At 39.8% G+C, this 21,610-nt stretch carries 20 protein-coding genes, 1 tRNA gene, 1 rRNA gene, 1 other RNA gene and 1 other annotated feature; of the genes, 19 read left to right on the top strand and 4 right to left on the bottom strand.

Annotated features, from left to right (window positions below):
• The first annotated feature begins 10 nt into the window (after positions 1-10).
• The 4 genes from rrf (at position 11) to J4G36_RS18130 (ending at position 4,048) form a co-directional block, all read left to right on the top strand.
• Positions 11-126: ribosomal RNA gene (gene rrf, locus J4G36_RS18145) — 5S ribosomal RNA — on the top strand.
• A gap of 367 nt (positions 127-493) precedes the next feature.
• Entirely contained in the window at positions 494-973 is a 480-nt protein-coding gene (locus J4G36_RS18140; RefSeq protein WP_210471825.1) for a glutathione peroxidase, read from the top strand.
• Between the two features lie 102 nt (positions 974-1,075).
• Positions 1,076-2,542 carry an IMP dehydrogenase gene (gene guaB / locus J4G36_RS18135; RefSeq protein WP_210471824.1) on the top strand — a complete coding sequence of 489 codons (1,467 nt, stop codon included), beginning with the start codon at positions 1,076-1,078 and terminating at the stop codon, positions 2,540-2,542.
• Positions 2,543-2,701: 159 nt separating this feature from the next.
• Positions 2,702-4,048, top strand: a complete 1,347-nt coding sequence (locus J4G36_RS18130) for a serine hydrolase (protein WP_246880721.1) — start codon at positions 2,702-2,704, stop codon at positions 4,046-4,048.
• 17 nt (positions 4,049-4,065) lie between these two features.
• On the opposite strand, the gene pdxR is transcribed toward J4G36_RS18130, so the two are convergent.
• On the bottom strand, positions 4,066-5,481 hold the full coding sequence (gene pdxR, locus J4G36_RS18125; protein WP_210471822.1) for a MocR-like pyridoxine biosynthesis transcription factor PdxR: 1,416 nt from the start codon (positions 5,479-5,481) through the stop codon (positions 4,066-4,068).
• Positions 5,482-5,578: 97 nt separating this feature from the next.
• Here pdxR and pdxS point away from each other — a divergent pair, with 97 nt between their 5' ends.
• Positions 5,579-6,430, top strand: a complete 852-nt coding sequence (pdxS, locus tag J4G36_RS18120) for a pyridoxal 5'-phosphate synthase lyase subunit PdxS (RefSeq protein ID WP_210471821.1) — start codon at positions 5,579-5,581, stop codon at positions 6,428-6,430.
• 120 nt (positions 6,431-6,550) lie between these two features.
• Positions 6,551-6,772, top strand: a binding site (T-box leader).
• Positions 6,773-6,839: 67 nt separating this feature from the next.
• On the top strand, positions 6,840-8,117 hold the full coding sequence (serS, locus tag J4G36_RS18115) for a serine--tRNA ligase (RefSeq protein ID WP_210471820.1): 1,278 nt from the start codon (positions 6,840-6,842) through the stop codon (positions 8,115-8,117).
• A gap of 27 nt (positions 8,118-8,144) precedes the next feature.
• Here serS and tadA read toward each other — a convergent pair whose 3' ends face one another.
• Complete coding sequence (gene tadA / locus J4G36_RS18110) at positions 8,145-8,645, bottom strand: tRNA adenosine(34) deaminase TadA (RefSeq protein WP_210471819.1); 501 nt, start codon at positions 8,643-8,645, stop codon at positions 8,145-8,147.
• A 168-nt stretch (positions 8,646-8,813) separates the two neighbouring features.
• On the opposite strand from tadA, the gene J4G36_RS18105 reads away from it, so the two are divergent.
• The 4 genes from J4G36_RS18105 to J4G36_RS18090 all read left to right on the top strand — a co-directional run bounded on the left by J4G36_RS18105 (position 8,814) and on the right by J4G36_RS18090 (position 12,283).
• The gene (locus tag J4G36_RS18105; protein WP_210471829.1) at positions 8,814-9,452 is read left to right on the top strand and encodes a deoxynucleoside kinase; all 639 of its coding nucleotides are present in this window, start codon (positions 8,814-8,816) and stop codon (positions 9,450-9,452) included.
• Positions 9,449-10,099, top strand: a complete 651-nt coding sequence (locus J4G36_RS18100) for a deoxynucleoside kinase (RefSeq protein ID WP_210471818.1) — start codon at positions 9,449-9,451, stop codon at positions 10,097-10,099. The genes J4G36_RS18105 and J4G36_RS18100 overlap by 4 nt, the downstream gene beginning before the upstream one ends.
• A gap of 151 nt (positions 10,100-10,250) precedes the next feature.
• Positions 10,251-10,985 carry a hypothetical protein gene (locus J4G36_RS18095; protein ID WP_210471817.1) on the top strand — a complete coding sequence of 245 codons (735 nt, stop codon included), beginning with the start codon at positions 10,251-10,253 and terminating at the stop codon, positions 10,983-10,985.
• Positions 10,982-12,283: a glycosyltransferase family 2 protein gene (locus J4G36_RS18090; RefSeq protein ID WP_368668809.1), complete on the top strand. Its 1,302-nt coding sequence runs from the start codon at positions 10,982-10,984 to the stop codon at positions 12,281-12,283. The genes J4G36_RS18095 and J4G36_RS18090 overlap by 4 nt, the downstream gene beginning before the upstream one ends.
• A gap of 150 nt (positions 12,284-12,433) precedes the next feature.
• Here the strand turns inward: J4G36_RS18090 and J4G36_RS18085 are convergent, their stop codons facing one another.
• Positions 12,434-13,804 carry an aspartate kinase gene (locus J4G36_RS18085; protein WP_210471816.1) on the bottom strand — a complete coding sequence of 457 codons (1,371 nt, stop codon included), beginning with the start codon at positions 13,802-13,804 and terminating at the stop codon, positions 12,434-12,436.
• A gap of 154 nt (positions 13,805-13,958) precedes the next feature.
• Between J4G36_RS18085 and J4G36_RS18080 the strand changes: the two genes are divergently transcribed.
• The 3 genes from J4G36_RS18080 to thrB are packed head-to-tail and all read left to right on the top strand — an operon-like array spanning position 13,959 to position 17,205.
• Complete coding sequence (locus J4G36_RS18080; protein WP_210471815.1) at positions 13,959-15,254, top strand: homoserine dehydrogenase; 1,296 nt, start codon at positions 13,959-13,961, stop codon at positions 15,252-15,254.
• Positions 15,255-15,256: 2 nt separating this feature from the next.
• Complete coding sequence (thrC, locus tag J4G36_RS18075) at positions 15,257-16,312, top strand: threonine synthase (protein WP_210471814.1); 1,056 nt, start codon at positions 15,257-15,259, stop codon at positions 16,310-16,312.
• A complete protein-coding gene (gene thrB / locus J4G36_RS18070) occupies positions 16,312-17,205 on the top strand; it encodes a homoserine kinase (RefSeq protein ID WP_210471813.1) in 894 nt (297 codons plus the stop codon). Before thrC ends, thrB begins: the two co-directional genes overlap by 1 nt.
• 133 nt (positions 17,206-17,338) lie before the next feature.
• On the opposite strand, the gene J4G36_RS18065 is transcribed toward thrB, so the two are convergent.
• Positions 17,339-17,431: transfer RNA gene (locus J4G36_RS18065), tRNA-Ser, on the bottom strand.
• A gap of 116 nt (positions 17,432-17,547) precedes the next feature.
• Here J4G36_RS18065 and ffs point away from each other — a divergent pair.
• From ffs to J4G36_RS18035, 6 genes are all read left to right on the top strand, one after another.
• Positions 17,548-17,813: signal recognition particle sRNA large type (gene ffs / locus J4G36_RS18060), an RNA gene on the top strand.
• A 125-nt stretch (positions 17,814-17,938) separates the two neighbouring features.
• Positions 17,939-19,708 (top strand): DNA polymerase III subunit gamma/tau, encoded by a 1,770-nt coding sequence (gene dnaX / locus J4G36_RS18055; RefSeq protein WP_210471827.1) that lies wholly within the window; start codon positions 17,939-17,941, stop codon positions 19,706-19,708.
• A 60-nt stretch (positions 19,709-19,768) separates the two neighbouring features.
• The gene (locus tag J4G36_RS18050; RefSeq protein WP_172373828.1) at positions 19,769-20,089 is read left to right on the top strand and encodes a YbaB/EbfC family nucleoid-associated protein; all 321 of its coding nucleotides are present in this window, start codon (positions 19,769-19,771) and stop codon (positions 20,087-20,089) included.
• Positions 20,090-20,100: 11 nt separating this feature from the next.
• The gene (gene recR / locus J4G36_RS18045; protein WP_172373826.1) at positions 20,101-20,697 is read left to right on the top strand and encodes a recombination mediator RecR; all 597 of its coding nucleotides are present in this window, start codon (positions 20,101-20,103) and stop codon (positions 20,695-20,697) included.
• Between the two features lie 66 nt (positions 20,698-20,763).
• A complete protein-coding gene (locus J4G36_RS18040) occupies positions 20,764-20,976 on the top strand; it encodes a YaaL family protein (RefSeq protein ID WP_210471812.1) in 213 nt (70 codons plus the stop codon).
• A 2-nt stretch (positions 20,977-20,978) separates the two neighbouring features.
• A complete protein-coding gene (locus J4G36_RS18035) occupies positions 20,979-21,296 on the top strand; it encodes a pro-sigmaK processing inhibitor BofA family protein (protein WP_246880720.1) in 318 nt (105 codons plus the stop codon).
• Positions 21,297-21,610: the final 314 nt, after the last annotated feature.

Raw genomic sequence — 21,610 nt, 5'->3', positions numbered from 1 at the left:
GCTCAGGTAGTCTAGTGGCGATAGCGAAGAGGTCACACCCGTTCCCATACCGAACACGGAAGTTAAGCTCTTCAGCGCCAATGGTAGTTGGGGGCTTCCCCCTGCAAGAGTAGGACGTTGCTAGGCATCTTGAAAGTCATTACCTTAGTGGTAGTGGCTTTTTTTTGTATGTTATTTAGATTATAAAATAAAAATTTACCGTTAGGTAAAACCTTAGGTGAATATTTAAGCAAAGGCCTTAAGGATTCATATAGATTTTTGTTGACTATATTCGTTATAGAAAGACCAATAAATGCCGAAAATAAACATAGTGGTCATCTAAATGATCACAAAACATACGATATTATTGTTAAAGTAAACTTCCAAACGGTCAAAAGCCTTGAATATTTCGGGAAATACACGCGATAAATGAAATATTTCACTTCATTATAAAGTGAAAGTATTGTAGTTCTTCGTTGTTCAATTTATGATAAAAGGTATAGGAGATGTGATTATGGAAGATATATATAGCTTTTCGGTAAAAAAAGCAGATGGAACTATACAATCGTTGGCTGACTTCAAGGGTAAAACCTTATTAATTGTAAATACTGCAAGTAAATGTAGTTTTGCGAGTCAACTTAATGAATTACAAAAGCTTTACGAAGAATATAAAGACGATGGTTTTGTTGTTCTATCCTTTCCATCAGACAACTTTAGAAATCAAGAATACGATAATGTTGAAAAAACGATGAAAGTTTGTAAATTAATATACAATGTGACTTTTCCAATGTTCGCAAAGGTAAATGTTAAAGGTGATGATGTGGATCCACTGTTCAAGTTTTTAACCTCAGAGAAAAAAGGTTTACTGACAAATGGTGTTAAGTGGAATTTCACGAAGTTCCTAGTGAACAAAGATGGTGTAGTTATTGATCGTTTTGCACCGCAAACATCACCATTAAAAATACAGAAAAAAATCGAAGAAACCGTTCAGTGAAAAGTACGAATACATTTACTACTTGGGAGAACCTTGACAGTTGATACAGTCGCTGATAATATTTTACTAATATTCAAAACAGACTAGGGAGGCAAAATTAAGATGTGGGAATCAAAATTTGCACGTGAGGGACTAACTTTCGACGATGTATTACTAATACCGGGGCCTTCTGATGTACTACCTAAAGATGTATCTCTTTCTGTCGATTTAACAGAAAAGATAACGTTAAATATACCGATTATCAGTGCAGGTATGGATACAGTTACTGAATCACGAATGGCTATTTCCATGGCGAGACAAGGCGGCCTAGGTATCATTCATAAAAATATGAGTATCGAAGAACAGGCTGAACAGGTTGTTACCGTTAAACGCTCAGAAAATGGAGTTATTACAAATCCATTTTACTTAACGCCAAACCACCAAGTTTTTGACGCTGAACATTTAATGAGTAGATACCGAATTTCTGGGGTTCCAATTGTTAATAATGAAGAAGAGCTTAAGCTAGTTGGAATTATAACAAACCGGGATATGCGTTTCATTCAGGATTTTTCGCTCATGATCAACGACGTAATGACGAAAGATAATCTGGTGACTGCACCCGTAGGTACAACATTGAACGATGCTGAGAAAATCCTTCAAAAATATAAAATTGAAAAACTTCCTATTGTCGATGAAGAAGGAATCTTGAATGGTTTAATTACGATTAAAGATATTGAAAAAGTAATGGAATATCCGAATGCTGCAAAAGATAAGCAAGGTAGACTACTTGTCGGTGCAGCGGTTGGTGTTACATCTGACACGATGATTCGTGTTAAAAAACTTGTTGCAGCAGAAGTTGATATCATTGTAATTGACACTGCACATGGGCATTCAAAAGGCGTTATAGATACAGTTGCATCTATTAGAAATGAATTTCCAGATCTTGAAATTGTCGCAGGTAATATTGCTACGGCTGAAGGTGCTCGCGCTTTATATGAAGCGGGCGCAGACGTTGTTAAAGTTGGAATCGGTCCTGGTTCTATCTGTACAACACGCGTTGTTTCTGGCGTCGGGGTGCCTCAAATTACAGCAATTTATGAGTGTGCCTCTGTTGCGAGAGAATTAGGGAAAACAATGATTGCTGACGGTGGTATTAAGTATTCGGGTGATATTGTTAAGGCACTCGCCGCCGGTGGACACGTAGTCATGCTAGGAAGTCTCTTGGCTGGTACTACTGAGAGTCCGGGTGAAACTGAATTATTCCAAGGTCGTCGTTTCAAGGTATATCGTGGAATGGGATCTGTCGGTGCGATGGAACGTGGCTCAAGAGACCGTTACTTCCAAGACGACGCGAAAAAACTTGTTCCAGAAGGAATTGAGGGCCGTCTTCCATACAAGGGAGATATAGCGGATACGATTCACCAATTAGTTGGTGGAATTCGTGCGGGTATGGGTTACTGCGGTTCAAGAAGTCTTCTTGAACATCGGGAAAATGCCCAATTCATTCGCATGACAGGTTCAGGTTTACTGGAAAGTCATCCACACCAAGTTCAAATTACAAAAGAAGCACCAAACTATACACTTTCATAAAAAAGTAATGGAAGTTACTACTCTATAGTTATGGGAACTTAAGCATCTTTCCTGCGTCTTGATATAAGCGGAAAGATGCTTTTTTTTCTATAGTCCCCTCGTCGCATGAGATTTGTGGTAAAATTGATAAGGGGAAATCGCATTAACGGAGGTAAGGTTTTGAAACAGAAAATAAGAAAATATGTTGCAATGATTGTAATCCCACTGTTGTTTGTTATGTCAGTTGGAATAGTCCCGGCCGATGCTGCTGAAGAAGGCATAGGAATTAATGTCGACGGAGCGATTCTAATTGATGCGGATAGCGGAAAGATTCTTTATGAAGAAAATGCAGATGCTCCACTAGGCATTGCAAGTATGACGAAAATGATGACAGAGTATATCCTTTTCGAAGCGATTAAAGAAGGTAAAATCACTTGGGATCAAGAATACCGTGTGAACGATTATACGTATAAGATTTCACAGGATCGTAGATTGAGTAATGTTCCACTCCGTGCGGATGGTACATATACGATTCGCGAGTTATATGAAGCAACTGCAATATATTCTGCAAATGCGGCAACGATTGCGATTGCTGAATCCATTGCAGGAACAGAAACAGAGTTTTTGAAGTTAATGAATGAAAAGGCTGAAGAACTGGGTCTTAAAGATTATAAATTTGTGAATACGACGGGTTTGAATAACTCGCATCTTCAAGGCATGCATCCAAAAGGGACAGGTCCTAAAGATGAAAACATAATGCCCGCAAAATCGGTTGCAAAACTAGCTTATCATTTGCTGAAAGACTTTCCGGAAGTTCTAGATACGACAAGTATAAAGAAAAAAGTATTTCGTGAAGGTACTGACGATAGGATTGAAATGGCTAACTGGAACTTCATGCTTCCAGGATTGGTTTTTGAATATCCGGGTGTTGACGGTTTGAAAACCGGAACGACAGACTTTGCTGGACATTGTTTTACGGGTACTGCTGTGAAAGATGGCAAACGAGTGATTGCCGTCGTAATGAATGCAGTTAACGAGGAAGGTAAAGGATCCTATAAAGCACGCTTCGATGCCACTCGCGCTTTGTTTGATTATGGTTTCACTCAATTCTCTGAAGTTGAACTTGTACCAGCTGGTTATAAATTTGAAAAGAAGAAATCAGTAAGTGTTAGTAAAGGTAAAAATGATTCAGTGGAAATAGCGGTTAAAGAACCTGTAAAAATGATGATTAAAACGAGAGACAAGGATTTATATAAACCAAAGCTTGTTATTGATGAATCTAAGTTAACGGAAGGTAAACTTGTCGCACCTATTAAAAAAGATACAGTTGTCGGTCATGTTGAACTTGTTCGTGAAGATGGCAAGGACTATGGTTACATCGATTCTAATCATCATTCACTAGAGGTTGTAACGACTGAGACTGTAGAGAAGGCTGGTTGGTTCTCGCTTTCAATGCGTGCAATCGGTGATTTCTTTGTTAGTATTTGGGACAGTGCAGTAGGATTTGTTAAAGGTTTATTTAAGTAAAATAAAAAGCGATGAATCTAAATAGATTCGTCGCTTTTATTTATTTTCCATACTTGCATTAGATCCTTAATAGTCTTTTCTATCGTATCTACGGATAAACCGCCGAATCCTATGAGAAATGATGGTTTGCCTTCTACCGGATTCTTTCGATAGTTGTTTAACCCATATATGCGTATGCCGGCTCTCTTGGCTGATTCGATTAGTTTTTCTTCAGTTGAATCTGTATGAACTGTAATAATAATATGCATTCCTGCTTCCTCACCTGAATATGTTATATGTGGCGAATAAGGGAGAATTGCATCGACCAGTGTTTGAAGTTTTCTTCTGTAAATTGTTCGCATTCTATTTAGATGTCGTGAAAATTGACCGTCTGCCATAAAACGTGCAAGAATGTGCTGATCAAGCCGCGGGACAGTGGATGCATAGTGAATGAAAGCATCCTTATACCGTTTAAGTAGGACGCCGGGCAACACCATATAAGCGATACGTAAGGACGGCATAAGTGATTTTGAAAATGTACTGATATAAATAACATTGTCGCCTTTGTCCATTCCTTGTAAAGCAGGAATCGGTCTTCCTGTATAGCGAAATTCGCTGTCATAATCATCTTCAATAATAAAATGATTTTCATGAGACGTTGCCCAATTTAATAATGCTGTCCTTCGGGAGACGGACAAAACAGTACCCGTTGGAAATTGATGTGATGGCGTTAAATAGGCAACAGACGCACCGGAGTCTTGAAGCATGCTGATGTCCATTCCTTCTTGATCGACTTCAATGGGAAATACTTTACGATTATTATGATAAAAAACATGGTGTGTTAATGGGTAACCCGGGTCTTCAATAGCATAAGTTGCATCGAGTCCAAGGATACGAATTACGAGCGGCATAAGTTGTTCTGTGCCTGAGCCTACAATAATCTGTTCGGGAGTACAGTTGACGCCCCTGGAATGGTATAAATAACGTGCGATTTCCTGTCGAAGCGGAAGGTCACCATGTGGGTCGCCAAGGAGTAAAAGATCTTTTGAAGATTCATCTATGACATCTTTCGCATACTTTCGCCATTGTGTGAATGGGAAAGATTCCGTGTCAATATGGCCAGGTGATAAATCGGTATGTATTTTTTCGGATTTTTGCGCAGTTATTTCCTCAATTCGCTCCGTCGGTTGTACATAGGCGAGTTCCTCGATGGCTTGGACGTAAAAACCTTTTCTAGGTACAGAAGAGATAAATCCTTCGGCGGTCAGTTGGCCATAGGCAAGTTCAATGGTCGTTTGACTAACATTAAGGAATTCACCTAGTTTTCTTTTTGAAGGCAATTTCCGCCCGATTTCCAGTTTTCCATTCGTAATATCGACACGAATTTGAGTGTATATTTGTTCGTATAAAGGGATAGCAGTATTTTTATCAAGCTCAATTAATAGCATTTCCATAAGAAACCTCCACTGACCCTTTCAACTTGTATGAAACTGAGTATTTTAATATGGTCAACCTCTAGTATACTGAACAATATGAATAGGAGGAAGAATTATGACTATAAATATGAAATACGGTGGCGTCATTATGGACGTTATTAACGGTGAACAGGCTAAGATAGCGGAGGCAGCAGGTGCAGTTGCGGTTATGGCACTTGAACGTGTTCCATCAGATATTCGAGCAGCAGGCGGGGTTGCTAGAATGGCTGATCCTCGTATCGTAGAAGAGGTACAAGCAGCAGTATCGATTCCTGTTATGGCAAAAGCAAGAATCGGCCATATTTCTGAGGCGCGTTTACTTGAAGCAATGGGTGTTGATTTCATTGATGAAAGTGAAGTATTATCACCAGCAGATGATGAATTTCATTTATTGAAAAGCGATTATTCCGTGCCGTTTGTTTGTGGGGCACGTGATCTTGGAGAAGCGGCAAGAAGAATTGGCGAAGGTGCAAAAATGCTTCGTACAAAAGGAGAGCCAGGAACGGGGAATATCGTTGAGGCTGTCCGTCATCTTCGTAAAGTACATGCACAGGTGAGTAAACTTGTTCATATGAATGAGGCAGAAGTTATGACTGAAGCGCGTATTTTAGGTGCGCCATATGAAACGCTACTTGCGATTAAAAAAGCAGGCCGTTTACCTGTAACAAATTATGCGGCGGGTGGTGTAGCGACACCAGCAGATGCGGCATTAATGATGGAATTAGGTGCGGATGGTGTATTCGTCGGTTCTGGAATTTTTAAATCTGAAAATCCGGAGAAGTTTGCACGAGCTATTGTAGAAGCTACCCAGAACTACCAAAACTATGATTTACTCGTTCAATTATCAAAAGATCTTGGTGAACCGATGAAAGGCATTGAAATGTCATCACTTTCGGCAAGTGAACGAATGGCAGACCGTAGCCAATAAAAATTATGCGCCAGCTCTTATGTTAAACATTCGAGTAGGCGCTTTTTTTATCGATGAAAATAAAAGTTCATCTGGCTTGCCAAAGAACCGTCAATATAGTATGTTAATAATAATTTCAAATATGAAACGATGATGGGAAATAGTAGCAAGCATGTTTTTTGAAGAGAGTCGGCGGGTGGTGCGAGCCGATAAAAACAGATGCGAATCCGTCCCTGAGTAGCTGGACTGAAACAATTAGTAGGTCTATGCCGGTACTTGAACCGTTATTTCAATGAAGTGAATCAGACACTTGGTAACGTCTGGTTAATTTGGGTGGCAACGCGGGTAGTTCTCGTCCCTATTATAGGGGATAGAGGGCTTTTTTTGTTGCCTAAATTCCGAGTTTCAACAAAATAAGGAGGAGTATACGATGTTAGACATTAAAAAAGTACGGGCTAATTTTGATGAAGTAAAAGAAAAGCTTTCTAAGCGCGGAGAAGATCTTTCAGATTTCGATAAGTTTGGGGGATTAGATGAAAAAAGACGGGAACTTATCGTCAAAGCGGAAGTACTGAAAGCTGAACGGAATAATGTATCTGGGCAAATTGCTGAGATGAAACGTAATAAAGAAGATGCTGAAGAAGCTATTGTTCGGATGCGTGAAGTTGGCGAAGAAATAAAAGAATTGGATGAAGAACTTCGTGATGTCGAAGAAAAATTGAATTATATCATGATGCGAATTCCTAATATACCTCACGAAAGCGTCCCATTTGGGGATAGCGAGGACGATAATATAGAAATTCGTACTTGGGGTGAACGACCTGAATTCGAATTCGAAGCGAAACCGCATTGGGATCTAGGAACTGATTTAAAAATTCTTGATTTTGAACGCGCGGCCAAAGTTACAGGCAGTCGTTTTGTTTTTTATCGCGGTCTAGGTGCACGGTTGGAACGAGCGCTAATTAACTTTATGCTTGACCTTCATATTGATGAACACGGTTATGAAGAAATCTTGCCGCCGTACTTAGCAAATCGAGAAAGTTTGACAGGAACAGGTCAACTCCCTAAATTTGCAGAAGATTTATTTCACGTGGAAGAAGAGGATTATTTTCTCATCCCTACATCTGAAGTGCCTGTAACGAATTTTCATCGCGATGAAATCTTAAATGGAGAGCAACTTCCGATTGCGTTTACAGCCTATAGTGCAAACTTCCGATCAGAAGCAGGATCTGCCGGTCGTGATACGCGCGGATTAATTCGTCAGCATCAGTTTAATAAAGTTGAGCTTGTCCGTTTGGTGAAGCCAGAGGATTCTTATGCAGAACTTGAAAAGTTGACGGGGCATGCAGAGAAAGTATTGCAACTATTGAACCTTCCTTACCGCGTGTTAAATATGTGTACAGCGGATCTTGGTTTTACTGCGGCTAAGAAATATGACATCGAAGTATGGATTCCAACGCAAAATATGTACCGCGAAATATCTTCATGTTCAAACTTTGAAGACTTCCAGGCGCGTCGTGCGCATATTCGCTATCGTAGCGAAGCAGGCGCGAAGCCTGAATACGTGCATACGTTAAATGGAAGTGGGCTAGCAGTAGGTCGAACTGTGGCAGCTATTCTTGAAAATTACCAGCAGGAAGATGGATCAGTTATCATTCCTGAGGTTCTTCGTCCATATATGGGCGGAAAAGAAGTTATTACAAACTAACTAATAAAGAAGAGGCTCCGCCATTAGTCAATTATCGACTTTTGGCGATGCCTCTTTTTTTGCTTTTTTTTTGCGTTCCCGGATATCCTTGAAAAAGGAAGTTAACATTTCCCCGCATTCATCTCCCAGTACACCTTCGGTAACTTCACATTCATGGTTAAATCTTGGATCATTTAGAAGCCGGTATAGTGAATCGACACAGCCGCCCTTGAGATCTCGTGCACCGTAGACAACGCGTGGAATTCGTGATTGTAAAATCGCGCCTGCGCACATCGGACAAGGTTCAAGTGTTACGTATAAAGTTGTTTCTTCGAGTCGCCAACTACCAAGCTCACTGCATGCATCTTGTATAGCCGACAATTCTGCATGAGTAACCGCATTTTGTGTCGTTTCTCGCAAGTTATGTGCACGTGCAATAACTTTGTCATTATGAACGATGATTGCGCCTATCGGGACTTCACCGAGCAATTTCGCTTTCATTGCCTCATCGATCGCCATTTGCATGTATTTTTGGTCATTTTTATCCATAACTATCGCTCCCTAGCCATAGTGTAGCATTTTTCATGCGGAAATTGTTCCACGTGAAAAAACATTGTAGAAATCCGTCGATAAATAGGCCGTACACTCTATTTTTCATTTCACTCGTATGTTAAAATAAGGAGCACTATAATTATGAAAGATGAAGGGGGACTTCTGATGCCTGTTCCGTTTATTACAGTTGAAGGTCCGATTGGCGTCGGAAAAACGTCACTTTCCAAAGCAATTGCAGAAACACAACAATTTCATTTGCTTCAAGAAATCGTCGACGAAAATCCGTTTTTAAATAAATTTTACAAAAACATTGAGGAATGGAGTTTCCAGACCGAAATGTTTTTCCTATGCAATCGCTATAAACAACTTAGCGATATAAAGACTGAAATCACAATTGGGCAAAAGTCGGTCGTCGCGGATTACAATATATTTAAGAATTTAATATTTGCACAGCGCACGCTTGATACAGTCGAATACAAAAAATATGAAGAAATTTATACTATTTTAACGAAAGACATGCCAATCCCGAATATCATCGTTTATTTGCACGCCAGTATCGATACACTTATGGAACGTATTTCGCTACGCGGACGTGATTTCGAGAAAAACATGGATCGTTCATATTTACAACAGCTTTCGGATGATTACGATACCTTCATTAACCATTTTGAGTCAATACATCCTGATATTCCAGTACTTCGTTTTAACGGGGATGATCTTGATTTTGTAAACAATAAAAATGACTTGCAATTTATATTAGATAAAGTCGATTCAACGATTCGAAAAGGAGTTAGTTTTAATTGAACAACTTACGTGAAAAATATGGTATACCCAAAAATGCAGTAATTACGATAGCGGGGACAGTAGGTGTCGGTAAATCAACGATGACACAAGCGCTTGCAAATGCATTGGACTTTAAAACTTCTTTTGAAAATGTTGATGAAAATCCTTACTTGGATCGTTTTTACGACAACTTTGAAAAGTGGAGTTTCCATTTACAAATATACTTTTTAGCGGAACGCTTTAAAGAACAAAAGCGTATTTTTGAAAGCGGTGGCGGTTTTATCCAAGATCGTTCCATTTATGAGGATACTGGTATATTTGCGAAAATGCATGCCGACAATGGTACGATGGATCCGGTCGATTATGATACTTACACGGATTTATTTGAAGCGATGGTGATGACGCCGTACTTCCCACATCCCAACTTGCTCATTTATTTGGACGGCTCAATGGAAGATATTCTTCAGCGTATTGAAGAACGCGGGCGCACTATGGAGAAGCAGACATCGATTACGTACTGGGAAGAGATGCATGGCCGTTACGAAAAGTGGATTAATTCCTTCAGTGCATGTCCTGTACTTCGTCTTAATATTAACGATTATGATCTAATTGAAGATCCACATGAAATTGAATCAATCGTTGGAAAAATAGGAAACGCGCTTTCTTAAGGGGATAGGAAAGTATAAGTTTTAAAACTACCACAACCGTTAAAAGTTGTGGTTTTTTATCTGTAAAACAGGGAAAAGAGAACGGGAAGGGAAGGTGATTCTACTGAATACGAGAATGATATGGGACCGTCTTAAAATACCAATAACGTCAATGAGTTGGTTATTGTCGATACTTTTTATCCTAATTTATACATACAATACGGTGCCGCCTTACTACTATTTCATATTCGGCATACTAGCGTTGCTATTTTTCAGTGTGTCGGACCGAGTTGCATTTTTCTTTTATATAACTTTCGTGCTTGTAACTGTATTCTATTTTTTATTCCTGGCATTCAAAGACGACTGGCAGCCGAGTCAACAGGCAATGGCAATTGGCCTTCATTTCGTTTTTCTACTTCATCTATTTTCGTTATATAGTTTATCGAAATACATGTATCAAGTTAGTTCGGAGAATAGAATGCTAACAACACGTATCGAAGAATTAGAAGATTACGTTTTAGAAGACGAAGTCCTAACGAGAAGGGAATTCGAGAAACGGTCTGAATCTGTCCTGTCCAATATGCGTAGACGAAATGAAACTGGTTTTTATTTAAAAGTTAGCCTAATTGGATTGAAACGTACAGTACGAAAGAATGTACTGCTTACACTAGCTGGTATGATGCATACAACATTTCGAAAAGATTATGACCTTGTCGGTCAATACGATGACACAACAATTGTCGTTCTAGTACAAAATACCAACGAACAGGGACTTGAAGTTGTAATGGGACGGCTTGATAAACTAACGGCAGAACGGCTAGAAGAGAATGCTCTTAAGCAAATTAGATGGACGATAAAGAAAATTGACGGAGATAAGGTGCTGGATGAAACGGCGGTGGTTAAGTGAGAAGCCGAGTGGTTTTTTTAATACTTATCTTTGTACTCTTTCTCGCACTCCTAATTACGGCAGCTATTTTCAATGTGAAATTGTTACTTTTTTGTACCACAGCACTTTTTCTAATTTTACTTTTATATTATTCAATCCTGACGATAGCAGGTCTCTATAATCGGTTGAAGAGTAAAGAAGTTCCGGTATTGGATTTTTACCCAGGTGTTGATATTTTAATACCAGCACATAACGAAGGTGTAGTTCTTCAAGATACGATTGAAGCAATGGTGTCAATCGCCTATCCCGGTGACTTACAAATTTATATTTTGAACGATAACTCTTCCGACAATACCGGAGAAATTGTAGATGCATTTGCAGAAACATTTAAAAATGTACATCATATCAATGTCCCGCCCGGCGAGCCCCGCGGGAAATCGAGGGTACTAAATTATGGACTTAGTATTTCCAGCAATAAGTATTATTGTGTGTACGATGCGGACAACCAACCTGAATCAAAGGCGCTTGTAAAACTAGTCGCTATTGCTGAAACGTATGAAGATGCGGGTGGTGCTGTTGGATATGTACGAACCAAAAACGAATCGGCAAATTGGCTTACTCGGATGATCTCGATAGAGTTTCAAGTTTTTCAATTGCTTATGCAATCAGGTAGATGGCAACTATTCAAAACAGGCTCTTTAACGGGCACGAATATGCTTGTGAAGCGATCAGTTATTGAAGAATTAGGTGGATACGATCCGTACGCCATAGCGGAAGATGCTGAATTAACCTTACGTATCACACAAAAAGGCTACTTTTTGCCAATCGTTCCAACTTCAATTACATGGGAGCAGGAACCTGAAACACTTAAGGTTTATATGAAACAACGGACAAGGTGGTTACAAGGAAACTTGTATATTGTTGAAAAAACGTTAACGGACCCTGGATATTTTAAGGGTAAACTGCTGGTCCATTCGATTCATCAGTTGCTTGTTTATGTGGTTTTTTGGTTTTTTCTCATCCTATCTTATATATGGTTTTCACTTGGCATATTGAATGTCTTTTACATTGAATATACATACCCGTTGCTGTTCATCTGGTATATTGCCTACATTGTATATACCATGCAGTTATTTGCAGCCCAAGCATCCCAAAGGAGCTTTACCCCAATCAATGTCTTTATTAGTGTTATTATGTATTTCACATACGCGCAATTATTTTCATATTTGTTTGTGCGTAGTTTGATCCTATATATCAAAGCAAAAAAAAATCGTCAAACAATTGGTTGGGAAAAAACGACGAGATTCAAATCAAAATAAAACTGTTATGCTTTCCAATTCAACGGAGTATGCTAAGAATCAAATACAAGTAAAACATAAAAAGGCAATCACAACTCTCTGTGATTGCCTTTTTATGTTCTATACCTATGAAAGTAATGGGTTTTGGAAGGAAATTGTTGATATGTGTTATTAAACGTATGAGACTACTTTAGAAAAAAACTCTTTATATAATTCTTTTAAAATTTTCGTTTCATCTTTTTTATCGACGCCGAAGACGAGACTTACTTCCGAAGACCCTTGGTTGATCATTTCTATGTTTGCGCCAGTACGAGAAATAGCTGACGCTGCTCGTGCTGCCAGGCCCGTTGTATGGCGCATTCCTTCTCCGACTAGAACAACCATAGAATAATCCGTGTTTCGTAAATGGACATCATCCACTTCTAATTCCTCTTTTACACGTCGAACAATGCGTTCACTATTCTTTTCATTTAAAAATTTACTTCTAATAATAACGGACAGATTATCAATTCCAGACGGCGTATGTTCAAACGGAATTTCTTCATCTTCCAATATTTCCAATAGACAGCGTCCGAAACCTATTTCTAGGTTCATTAAATATTTATAGACGAAAAGTGTTGAAAAACCGCTATCAGCAGCAATGCCGATGACAGGTTGTGCGGAATGATCACGATCTCTCACGATTAATGTGCCAGGCGCTTCCGGATTGTTCGTGTTTTTTATACAGACCGGCACGGACCGAAGAAAAGCAGGCATAAGTGCCTCATCATGAAAAACAGAAAACCCTGCATAGGCAAGTTCACGCATTTCACGGTAAGTCATTTTTTCAATGGCAACAGGTTGATCCACCACCGTTGGATTTGCTGTAAACACTGAATCAACATCAGTAAAGTTCTCGTATAATTCAGCGCGAATGGCAGCGGCAACAATCGACCCCGATATATCCGAGCCACCGCGGTTAAACGTCCGTAATGTCCCGTCTTCCGTATATCCAAAGAAACCAGGAAATACAATGATGCCTGGTTCATCTTTCAACTTTTCAAGTCTATCGTAACCCTCAGGTAATGCTCGAACACGTTCGGGGCGATTATTAACAAGAAGCCCCGCTTTTTTAGGACAAACATATTGTGCCTTAAGCCCAATGTGATTAAAGTATTCAGCAACTAACTTTGCATTATTATCCTCGCCCGCGGCTTTAATTGCGTCCGTAAATAAGCTTTCATCTTCCAGGTTTGTAGAAAGGCGTTCGCGTAGGTCATCTTCAATAATGTTGGAAATATTTTCACCAAGACCTAGCCCTTCTGCAATTGAACGATATCGAGCGACAACATTTTCTAACTCATTGTCAACATTTTGTCGATTCAGCGCTGCTTCAGCAAGTTTAATCAATAAATCTGTAACTTTTTCATCTTCACCAAATCTTTTCCCCGGTGCAGACACGACGATAATTTTTCTGGAAGGATCGCTCTTTACGATATTTGCAACTTTTTTAATCTGTTCCGCCGAAGCAACTGATGTTCCACCAAATTTACACACTTTCATTTTATCAAATCCTATCTCTCTATTAGTAATATAAAGATAATTTAAAACAGAATTGACTATTGGGCTTGTTTTTATTGAGGAACATCTTTATAATGTCCTTATGCACAGGTCAATTGTATTTACATAGTGTACATATAGTTAGGAGAATCGTCAAATGAAAAATGAAATTAATATCGGTCTATTAGGTTTTGGAACAGTCGGAAGTGGAGTGGCAAAAATCATGCACGGCCATCAACAAGACTTGCAATATAAACTTGGCGTGCAAGTGTCTATTAAAAAAGTGCTAGTTAAAGATATTTTAAAAACTAGAGATACAGAACTAGCATCTGAAGTATTTACAAACAACCTAGAAGAAGTACTAAATGACCCTTCGATTGATTTGATTATCGAAGTGATGGGCGGCACGAATGGCGCAAAAGATGCAATTGAACGAGCGCTTCTAGCTGGGAAAGGTGTCGTTACAGCTAATAAAGATGTTATGGCGGAGTATGGACAAGAGTTGTTGCAACTTGCTGATGAAATGAAATGCGACTTGTTTTACGAAGCAAGTGTTGGCGGTGGAATTCCACTTATCCGCACGATGGAAGACGGACTTGCTTCAGATCGTATCAGTGCATTAACTGGTATTGTCAACGGCACGACGAATTTTATTTTGACGAAAATGAAACACGAAAATATGACTTATGAAGACGCGTTAGCGGAAGCAACGCGATTAGGTTTTGCCGAAGCAGATCCATCTGCAGACGTGGATGGCATTGACGCGGCAAGAAAGATGGTTATTTTAGCTTCTTTGGCATTTTCTACAGAAGTCCATTTGGATGATGTATTCGTTAGAGGATTGAATGAAATTCGAAATGGCGATTTAGAACTGGCAGAAGGATTCGGCTATACAGTGAAGCTAGCGGGTTCTGCGGAAAAAGATGAAGATGGGATTGCCGTTGCAGTTGAGCCAGTCCTATTTCCGAATTCCCATCCACTCGCCTCAGTAAATAATGAATATAATGCGGTTTATATATACGGTGATGCGGTTGGTGAAACAATGTTATATGGGCCAGGCGCTGGATCACTCCCAACGGCTACTTCTGTGACAGCCGATATTGTCGCAGCTTGTCGCAATCTACTGCTTGGCATGAACGGAAAAAGGCTTCACTCACCCCAGCACGTACGTAAGGTGAAAAGTGATGATAAACGATTCGCGCGGTATTTCCACCGGATCTTAGTGAAAGATGAAGTTGGTGTCTTAACAAAACTAACTGCAATTTATAGTAATCAAGGGGCGAGTTTAGCAACTGTCGTTCAACATCCTGATAAAAAAGAGTCAGATGCGGAACTTGTTTTCATTACCCATCGCATGTCGCGACAACAACATTTAGATGTTATGGAAGAATTAAATCAAACACCGGAAGTGCTTGAAGTATTAAGTCATTACCGCGTTGAAGGAGAGAAATAACGATGAGATGGAAAGGGTTAATTGAAGCGTATAAAGAATGGCTACCTGTAACAGAAAACACACCTAGTTTAACGTTGCAGGAAGGGAATACACCACTCATTCACTTGGAAAATCTCTCTGAGCAATGGGGCATTAATTTATATGTAAAAGTAGAAGGTCTTAATCCGACAGGTTCTTTTAAAGACCGTGGCATGGTTATGGCTGTTGCAAAAGCAAAAGAAGAAGGAAAATCGATCTTAATATGTGCATCTACAGGTAACACGTCGGCATCCGCGGCAGCTTATGGTGCACGCGCGGGAATGCGTACAATCGTTGTGATCCCCGAAGGCCGTATTGCACTTGGCAAAATGGCGCAGGCAAAAATGTATGGTGCAGAGATAGTTGAAATCGAAGGAAACTTTGACGAGGCACTCAGAATGGTTCGTGAAGCGGGGGAAGGCGACATCGCGCTAGTGAACTCTGTTAATCCGTACCGCTTGGAAGGCCAAAAGACCATTGCTTTTGAAACAATAGACCAATTAGGAGAAGTACCGGATGTGTTTGCATTGCCGGTGGGGAATGCAGGGAATATCTCTGCGGCTTGGAAAGGTTTTACAGAATATGCGACTAAAAAAGGCACAGCTCTTCCCGAGTTATTGGGCGTGCAAGCAGAGGGAGCTGCCCCCATCGTTTATGACCGGGTTTTTGAAGAACCGGAAACGGTGGCAACGGCGATTCGAATCGGTAACCCAGCAAGTTGGGAATTAGCTAACAACGCTTTGAAAGAATCAGAGGGTACAATTTTAGCTGTGACAGATGAAGAAATTTTGGAAGCCTATCAGCTGATTGCATCTAAAGAAGGTGTTTTTGCAGAACCGGGCTCATGTGCGTCTATCGCAGGTGTGAAAAAGCAAGTAGAAAATGGTTCGTTGAAAAAAGGTACAACCATTGTTGCAGTGCTAACTGGAAACGGATTAAAAGATCCAGATACAGCTATCGATGTGAATAAAGATCGACCAATGTTATCTCGTGAGCAGTTTGATCAATTGCTAAATGACTTGAAAGCGGGGAAAAACTAATGAATATGCCGGGATTTTCGGTCGTCGTTCCGGCGTCAACCGCCAACCTCGGCCCAGGATTTGACTCTGTCGGGCTCGCATTAAGTCTGTACATGACAGTAAAGGTAAGTAGTCATACTTCATGGAAAGTATCTTACAATAATGAAGAATACAGTGGAATTCCAACCGACGAACGAAACTTAATCGTAACAACAATTATTAATGTAGCCGAAAAGTATGGTAAGAAGTCACCGACCTTATTGTTGAATATCGATAGTGAAATTCCGCTCGGTAAAGGATTCGGAAGTAGCGCAACCGCAATTGCCGCGGGAATTGAAATTGCTAACCAAGTTCTTGAGTTAAGACTTACAGATCATAAAAAAGTAGTGATAGGAAGCGAAATCGAAGGACATGCGGATAATGTATCCGCAGCATTATTAGGCGGCGCGGTTGTATCTTATTTCGAGGGAGAGAGTATCGACTATATTCATATTGAAAAACCTGAAGTAGGTATTGTGGTTCTCGTTCCTCCAAAAGTTTTACCAACTGAAGATTCAAGAAGTCTCTTACCAGATAAACTCAGTCACAAAGAAGCAACAAGAAGCAGTGCTTCAGGCTGTGTGTTATCTGCAGCACTCGTGACAAACAATTGGGATATAATCGGACGCATGATGGAAAAGGATGGTTTTCATGAACCTCATCGAAAACATCTATTTCCCAGTTTTGATGAAATTAGGCAGTCCTCAAAGGAATTAGGCGCTTATGGCATGACGGTAAGTGGAGCAGGACCATCGCTCTTTGTTGCAGTTCCTATTGGAAAAGAAGAATGGATTGCTAATGAATTAGCCAACTGTTTTCCATTTTATAAAAGCATTGCTACGCAACCTTCTGAATCGGGAACAACCGTAAAATAAAAGAAGCGAAACTTCAAATGGAATGTTCCCCATTGAGTTTCGCTTTTTTATATTAAAAAAGATCCTCTAAATGAGAATCTTTGAATGACGTCTATTTTTTATTGAATACCGCTGACTATATAAGATAAAAATATGGCGGAGGAAGAGGGATTCGAACCCCCGCGGGCTTTAACACCCCTGCTGGTTTTCAAGACCAGTCCCTTCAGCCAGGCTTGGGTATTCCTCCATAGGACAATTAATAATTTATCATGTGCCGATTAAGATGTCAACAGTTTCTTTGTAAAAGAAGAAAAGTTATTTTTGTATTGATTTTTACAAGTTTATTTAGTATACTTGGTAATGCCGTGCTAGGTGGGGGAGTAGCGGAGCCCTGTAACTTGCAATCCGCTCTAGCAAGACTGAATCCCTTCCCGAGGCTGTCCGAGTGTTTGGTCTGCCTTGTGCACGTAGTGTTGACGTTTGGGTCCTGCGCAATGGAAACCCATGAACCATGTCAGGTCCGGAAGGAAGCAGCATTAAGTGGAATTTTTCATGTGCCGTAGGGTCGCCTAGACTGAGCTGGCGACATGAGTAACGCTTATGCTCGGCTGTCGGAGGAAGGTGCACGGCATACATAATTTATTCAACTCGTCCGAGGAATTGGACGGGTTTTTTATTTCATAAAAATGTTATGTGAAGTCATTTGTGGTATAATTGAAATATTATTGTATCGCAATGAAAGGAGAGGGAAATGTTGGTGTATCAAGCCTTTTACCGCGTGTACAGGCCCCAAACTTTTGGTGAAATGTCTGGTCAACAACATGTGAAACAGACGCTTCAAAATGCCCTCCTTCATAATAAGACAACACATGCATATCTTTTTTCGGGTCCACGGGGTACTGGTAAAACAAGTGCCGCAAAGATATTTGCCAAGGCATTGAACTGCGAAAATGGCCCAGCGAAAGAGCCGTGTAATGAATGCCCAACATGTCTTAGCATTACCGAAGGTTCGGATACAGACGTTATTGAATTTGATGCTGCGTCGAATTCACGTGTTGAAGAAATGAGAGAGATTATAGAAAAAGTTCGATTTGCACCGTCGAATTCACGTTTTAAAGTGTATATTATTGACGAAGTGCATATGCTTTCAAATTCAGCATTTAATGCGTTGTTGAAGACACTTGAAGAACCGCCGTCTCATGCTGTTTTCATTTTAGCAACGACAGAACCACATAAACTTCCTTTGACAATTATCTCAAGATGTCAGCGTTTTGACTTTAAACCAATAACACAAAGTGATATTGTTGACCGCATGAAAATAGTACTTCACGATACTGGAATAGAATCTGATGAAGACGTATTAAAAATCATTGCGCAAGCAGCATCAGGCGGAATGCGCGATGCACTTAGCATGCTTGACCAAGTAGTATCGTTTAGTGGAGAAACGTTAACTGTTGAAGATGCTCTTCTCGTAACTGGTTCTATTGGAGAAGATGTCTTTTATCAGTTGGCCGGAGCGCTACTTGAAAAAGATGCAGGCGCGGCATTATCATTATTCGATCGTCTAATTACTGAAGGAAAAGATGTTTCTCGTCTGGCAGAGGATTTAATCACATTTTTCCGCGACTTATTATTGCTACGCACTGCACCTGAATTGGAGAATTTATTAGAACTTGTTTCCGGTGATGTCCGTTTTAAGGAAATGGCTAAAGGGTTCAATCCAGATACTTTGTATTCATTCATCGATATACTTTCGAAAACACAACAGGAAATGCGGTTTTCCAACCATGCAAAAGTATATATAGAATCTGCTCTTTTAAAAATGATTCATATAGAAGGAAGCGCAATTCAAGTTCAATCCGAAAGCAGTTCTGTCGTTAATCCGGCTCTAATGGATAAAGTTACAGAATTGGAGCGAGTTATTAACGAGCTACAACAACAAATCAAATCGGGTGTTTCTATGCAAACAGGTGCAGCAGATGCCCCTGTACAGCGCAAAAACCCGTCGAGATCGTCACAGACGTTAAGGGTTCCGACTGGTAAAATAAATGAGGTATTAAAATCAGCTACAAAAGAAGATATTCAAACAATCCGTGAAAACTGGGCAGGCATGATGCAAACTATGCAAAAGTCGCATTCAGCACTTCTCGAGGAAACGGAGCCTGTTGCTGCATCAGGGCAGGCATTTGTGTTAAAATTCAAGTATGAAATTCATTGTCTAATGGCTTCTGAAAACACGTCACTCCGATCAAGTTTGTCGAATGCATTACAATCCCAAACTGGAAAAGCCTATGAGGTTGTGTATGTACCTGAGGATGGATGGTTAAAAGTTCGGCAAGATTATATCCAAAATAACAATCTTGAACGTACTGAACCTTCGAATGATAAACAATCAATAACTGAACAGGAAGCCGAATCTGTTCTATCTTTTGTACAAGAGGCTGAACAAGAAAACTTAGATCCGATTGTTTCAGAAGCGGAAAATATTTTTGGCAAAGAATTCATAGAAGTATATGATGATTAAAGAATGTAGTTAGTTTTACATCGCTACAAATAATGAGTGAAAAATGAGGAGGAAATAATAATGCGTGGTATGGGAAATATGCAAGGTATGATGAAGCAAATGCAAAAAATGCAAAAACAAATGGCAGAAGCACAAGAAAAACTAGGTGAAGAGCGTCTAGAGGGTACAGCAGGTGGCGGCATGGTTAAAGTGGTCGTTTCCGGAGATAAAGAAGTACTTGAAGTTGTTATTAATCCTGACGTGGTAGATCCAGAAGACGTAGAGATTTTACAAGACCTAGTTGTTATTGCTACGAATGAAGCGATGAAAAAGGCAGAAGAATTAACGAGCTCCACGATGGGACAATTCACGAAAGGATTGAACCTTCCTGGAATGTTCTAGGAGGAACAATTATGCATTATCCAGAACCAATTTCAAAACTAATTGATAGTTTTATGAAACTGCCAGGTATCGGTCCGAAAACTGCGGGCCGACTGGCGTTTTTTGTGCTAAGTATGAAGGAAGACACTGTCCTTGATTTTGCAAAAGCACTTGTCGATGCAAAACGGAATCTACGTTTTTGTTCAGTGTGCGGGCATATTACTGATATTGATCCTTGCCATATATGCCAAGATCAATCGCGTGACAGGTCATTAATTTGTGTTGTTCAAGATCCAAAAGATGTAATTGCGATGGAGAAGATGAGAGATTATCAAGGTCTTTACCACGTTTTACATGGCGCGATTTCACCGATGGATGGCATTGGCCCGGAAGATATTAATGTACCTTCACTGTTAACACGGCTTCAAGACGAGGAAGTAGAAGAGTTGATTTTGGCTACCAATCCAACGATTGAAGGTGAGGCAACTGCAATGTATATCTCAAGACTTGTTAGACCGTCTGGTATTATGACGACGCGAATTGCTCACGGATTGCCTGTGGGTGGCGATCTAGAGTATGCAGATGAAGTAACTTTGTCCAGAGCACTTGAAGGGCGTCGCGAACTTTAGTGGTTCATAAAAGAAAATAGCGATAATATTCAAGCATTCCGAGTGCGTTTGATAGGAGTGGTGTCGATGTTTAAAAGAAAAAGCAAGCTTAAAAGAGAGTATGATGAGCGTCTTCGTTCATTAATGGTAGAGACTAGAACCGAATGGGAACAAGCAAAGATTATTGAACAGCATCTTGATGATTACGATCAAGAAGTAATTATTCGACGGAAAATAGCTGAAAGTAAACACTTCTATTTATATAAAGAGGCAAAAGCACGCAAGCTTGGAAGTGAATAATATTGTTTCACGAGATCGCATATGATGTATTAATCATAACGAAATGGGGCGTTCTCGTGAAAGTAGCTATTGGGATAAGTATAGCAGGGCTAATTCTTCTCTTCCTATTAATGGACAAGAAGCAAGTGAAAAAGGTTTTTGAACGATTATCAATCTACTGGTTCCGGTTAGCGCTCGCTTTTTTAGTTTTATTCATCATGAATGTTGCGGCAGGATTTATTGGTATTTATGTCCCTGTAAATATAATATCAGGTATAGTTATTGCGGTCTTGGGTATACCCGGCTTTGTATCAATATGTGCTTTAGCGTTCTTTTTATAAAAAAGGGTTGCATTACTAAATGTATGGTGTTATAGTTATGAATGTCGCCAAAACGACCACATAAACAACGAAAAAGAAATTATAAATAGTTGTTGACACGGTCAAGTAAGTTTGGTATGATATAAGAGTTGCTGTCGAGAGATGGTAACGCAGAAGATAATATGTGAGCGAAATTCATACTTATATAATGAACCTTGAAAACTGAACAGCAAAACGTCAAGATATAATGTTTCGTTAAATCGAAACAAAAACGAATCTTCGGATTCAAAGTCAGCAAAATGAAACTCGAGCTATTCAAGTTTCTCTATTATGGA

This window comes from Sporosarcina sp. 6E9, from assembly GCF_017921835.1.
GTDB lineage: Bacteria > Bacillota > Bacilli > Bacillales_A > Planococcaceae > Sporosarcina.
Note: the sequence above shows the minus strand (reverse complement) of the source record. Positions and strands in the feature narration are given on the sequence as shown.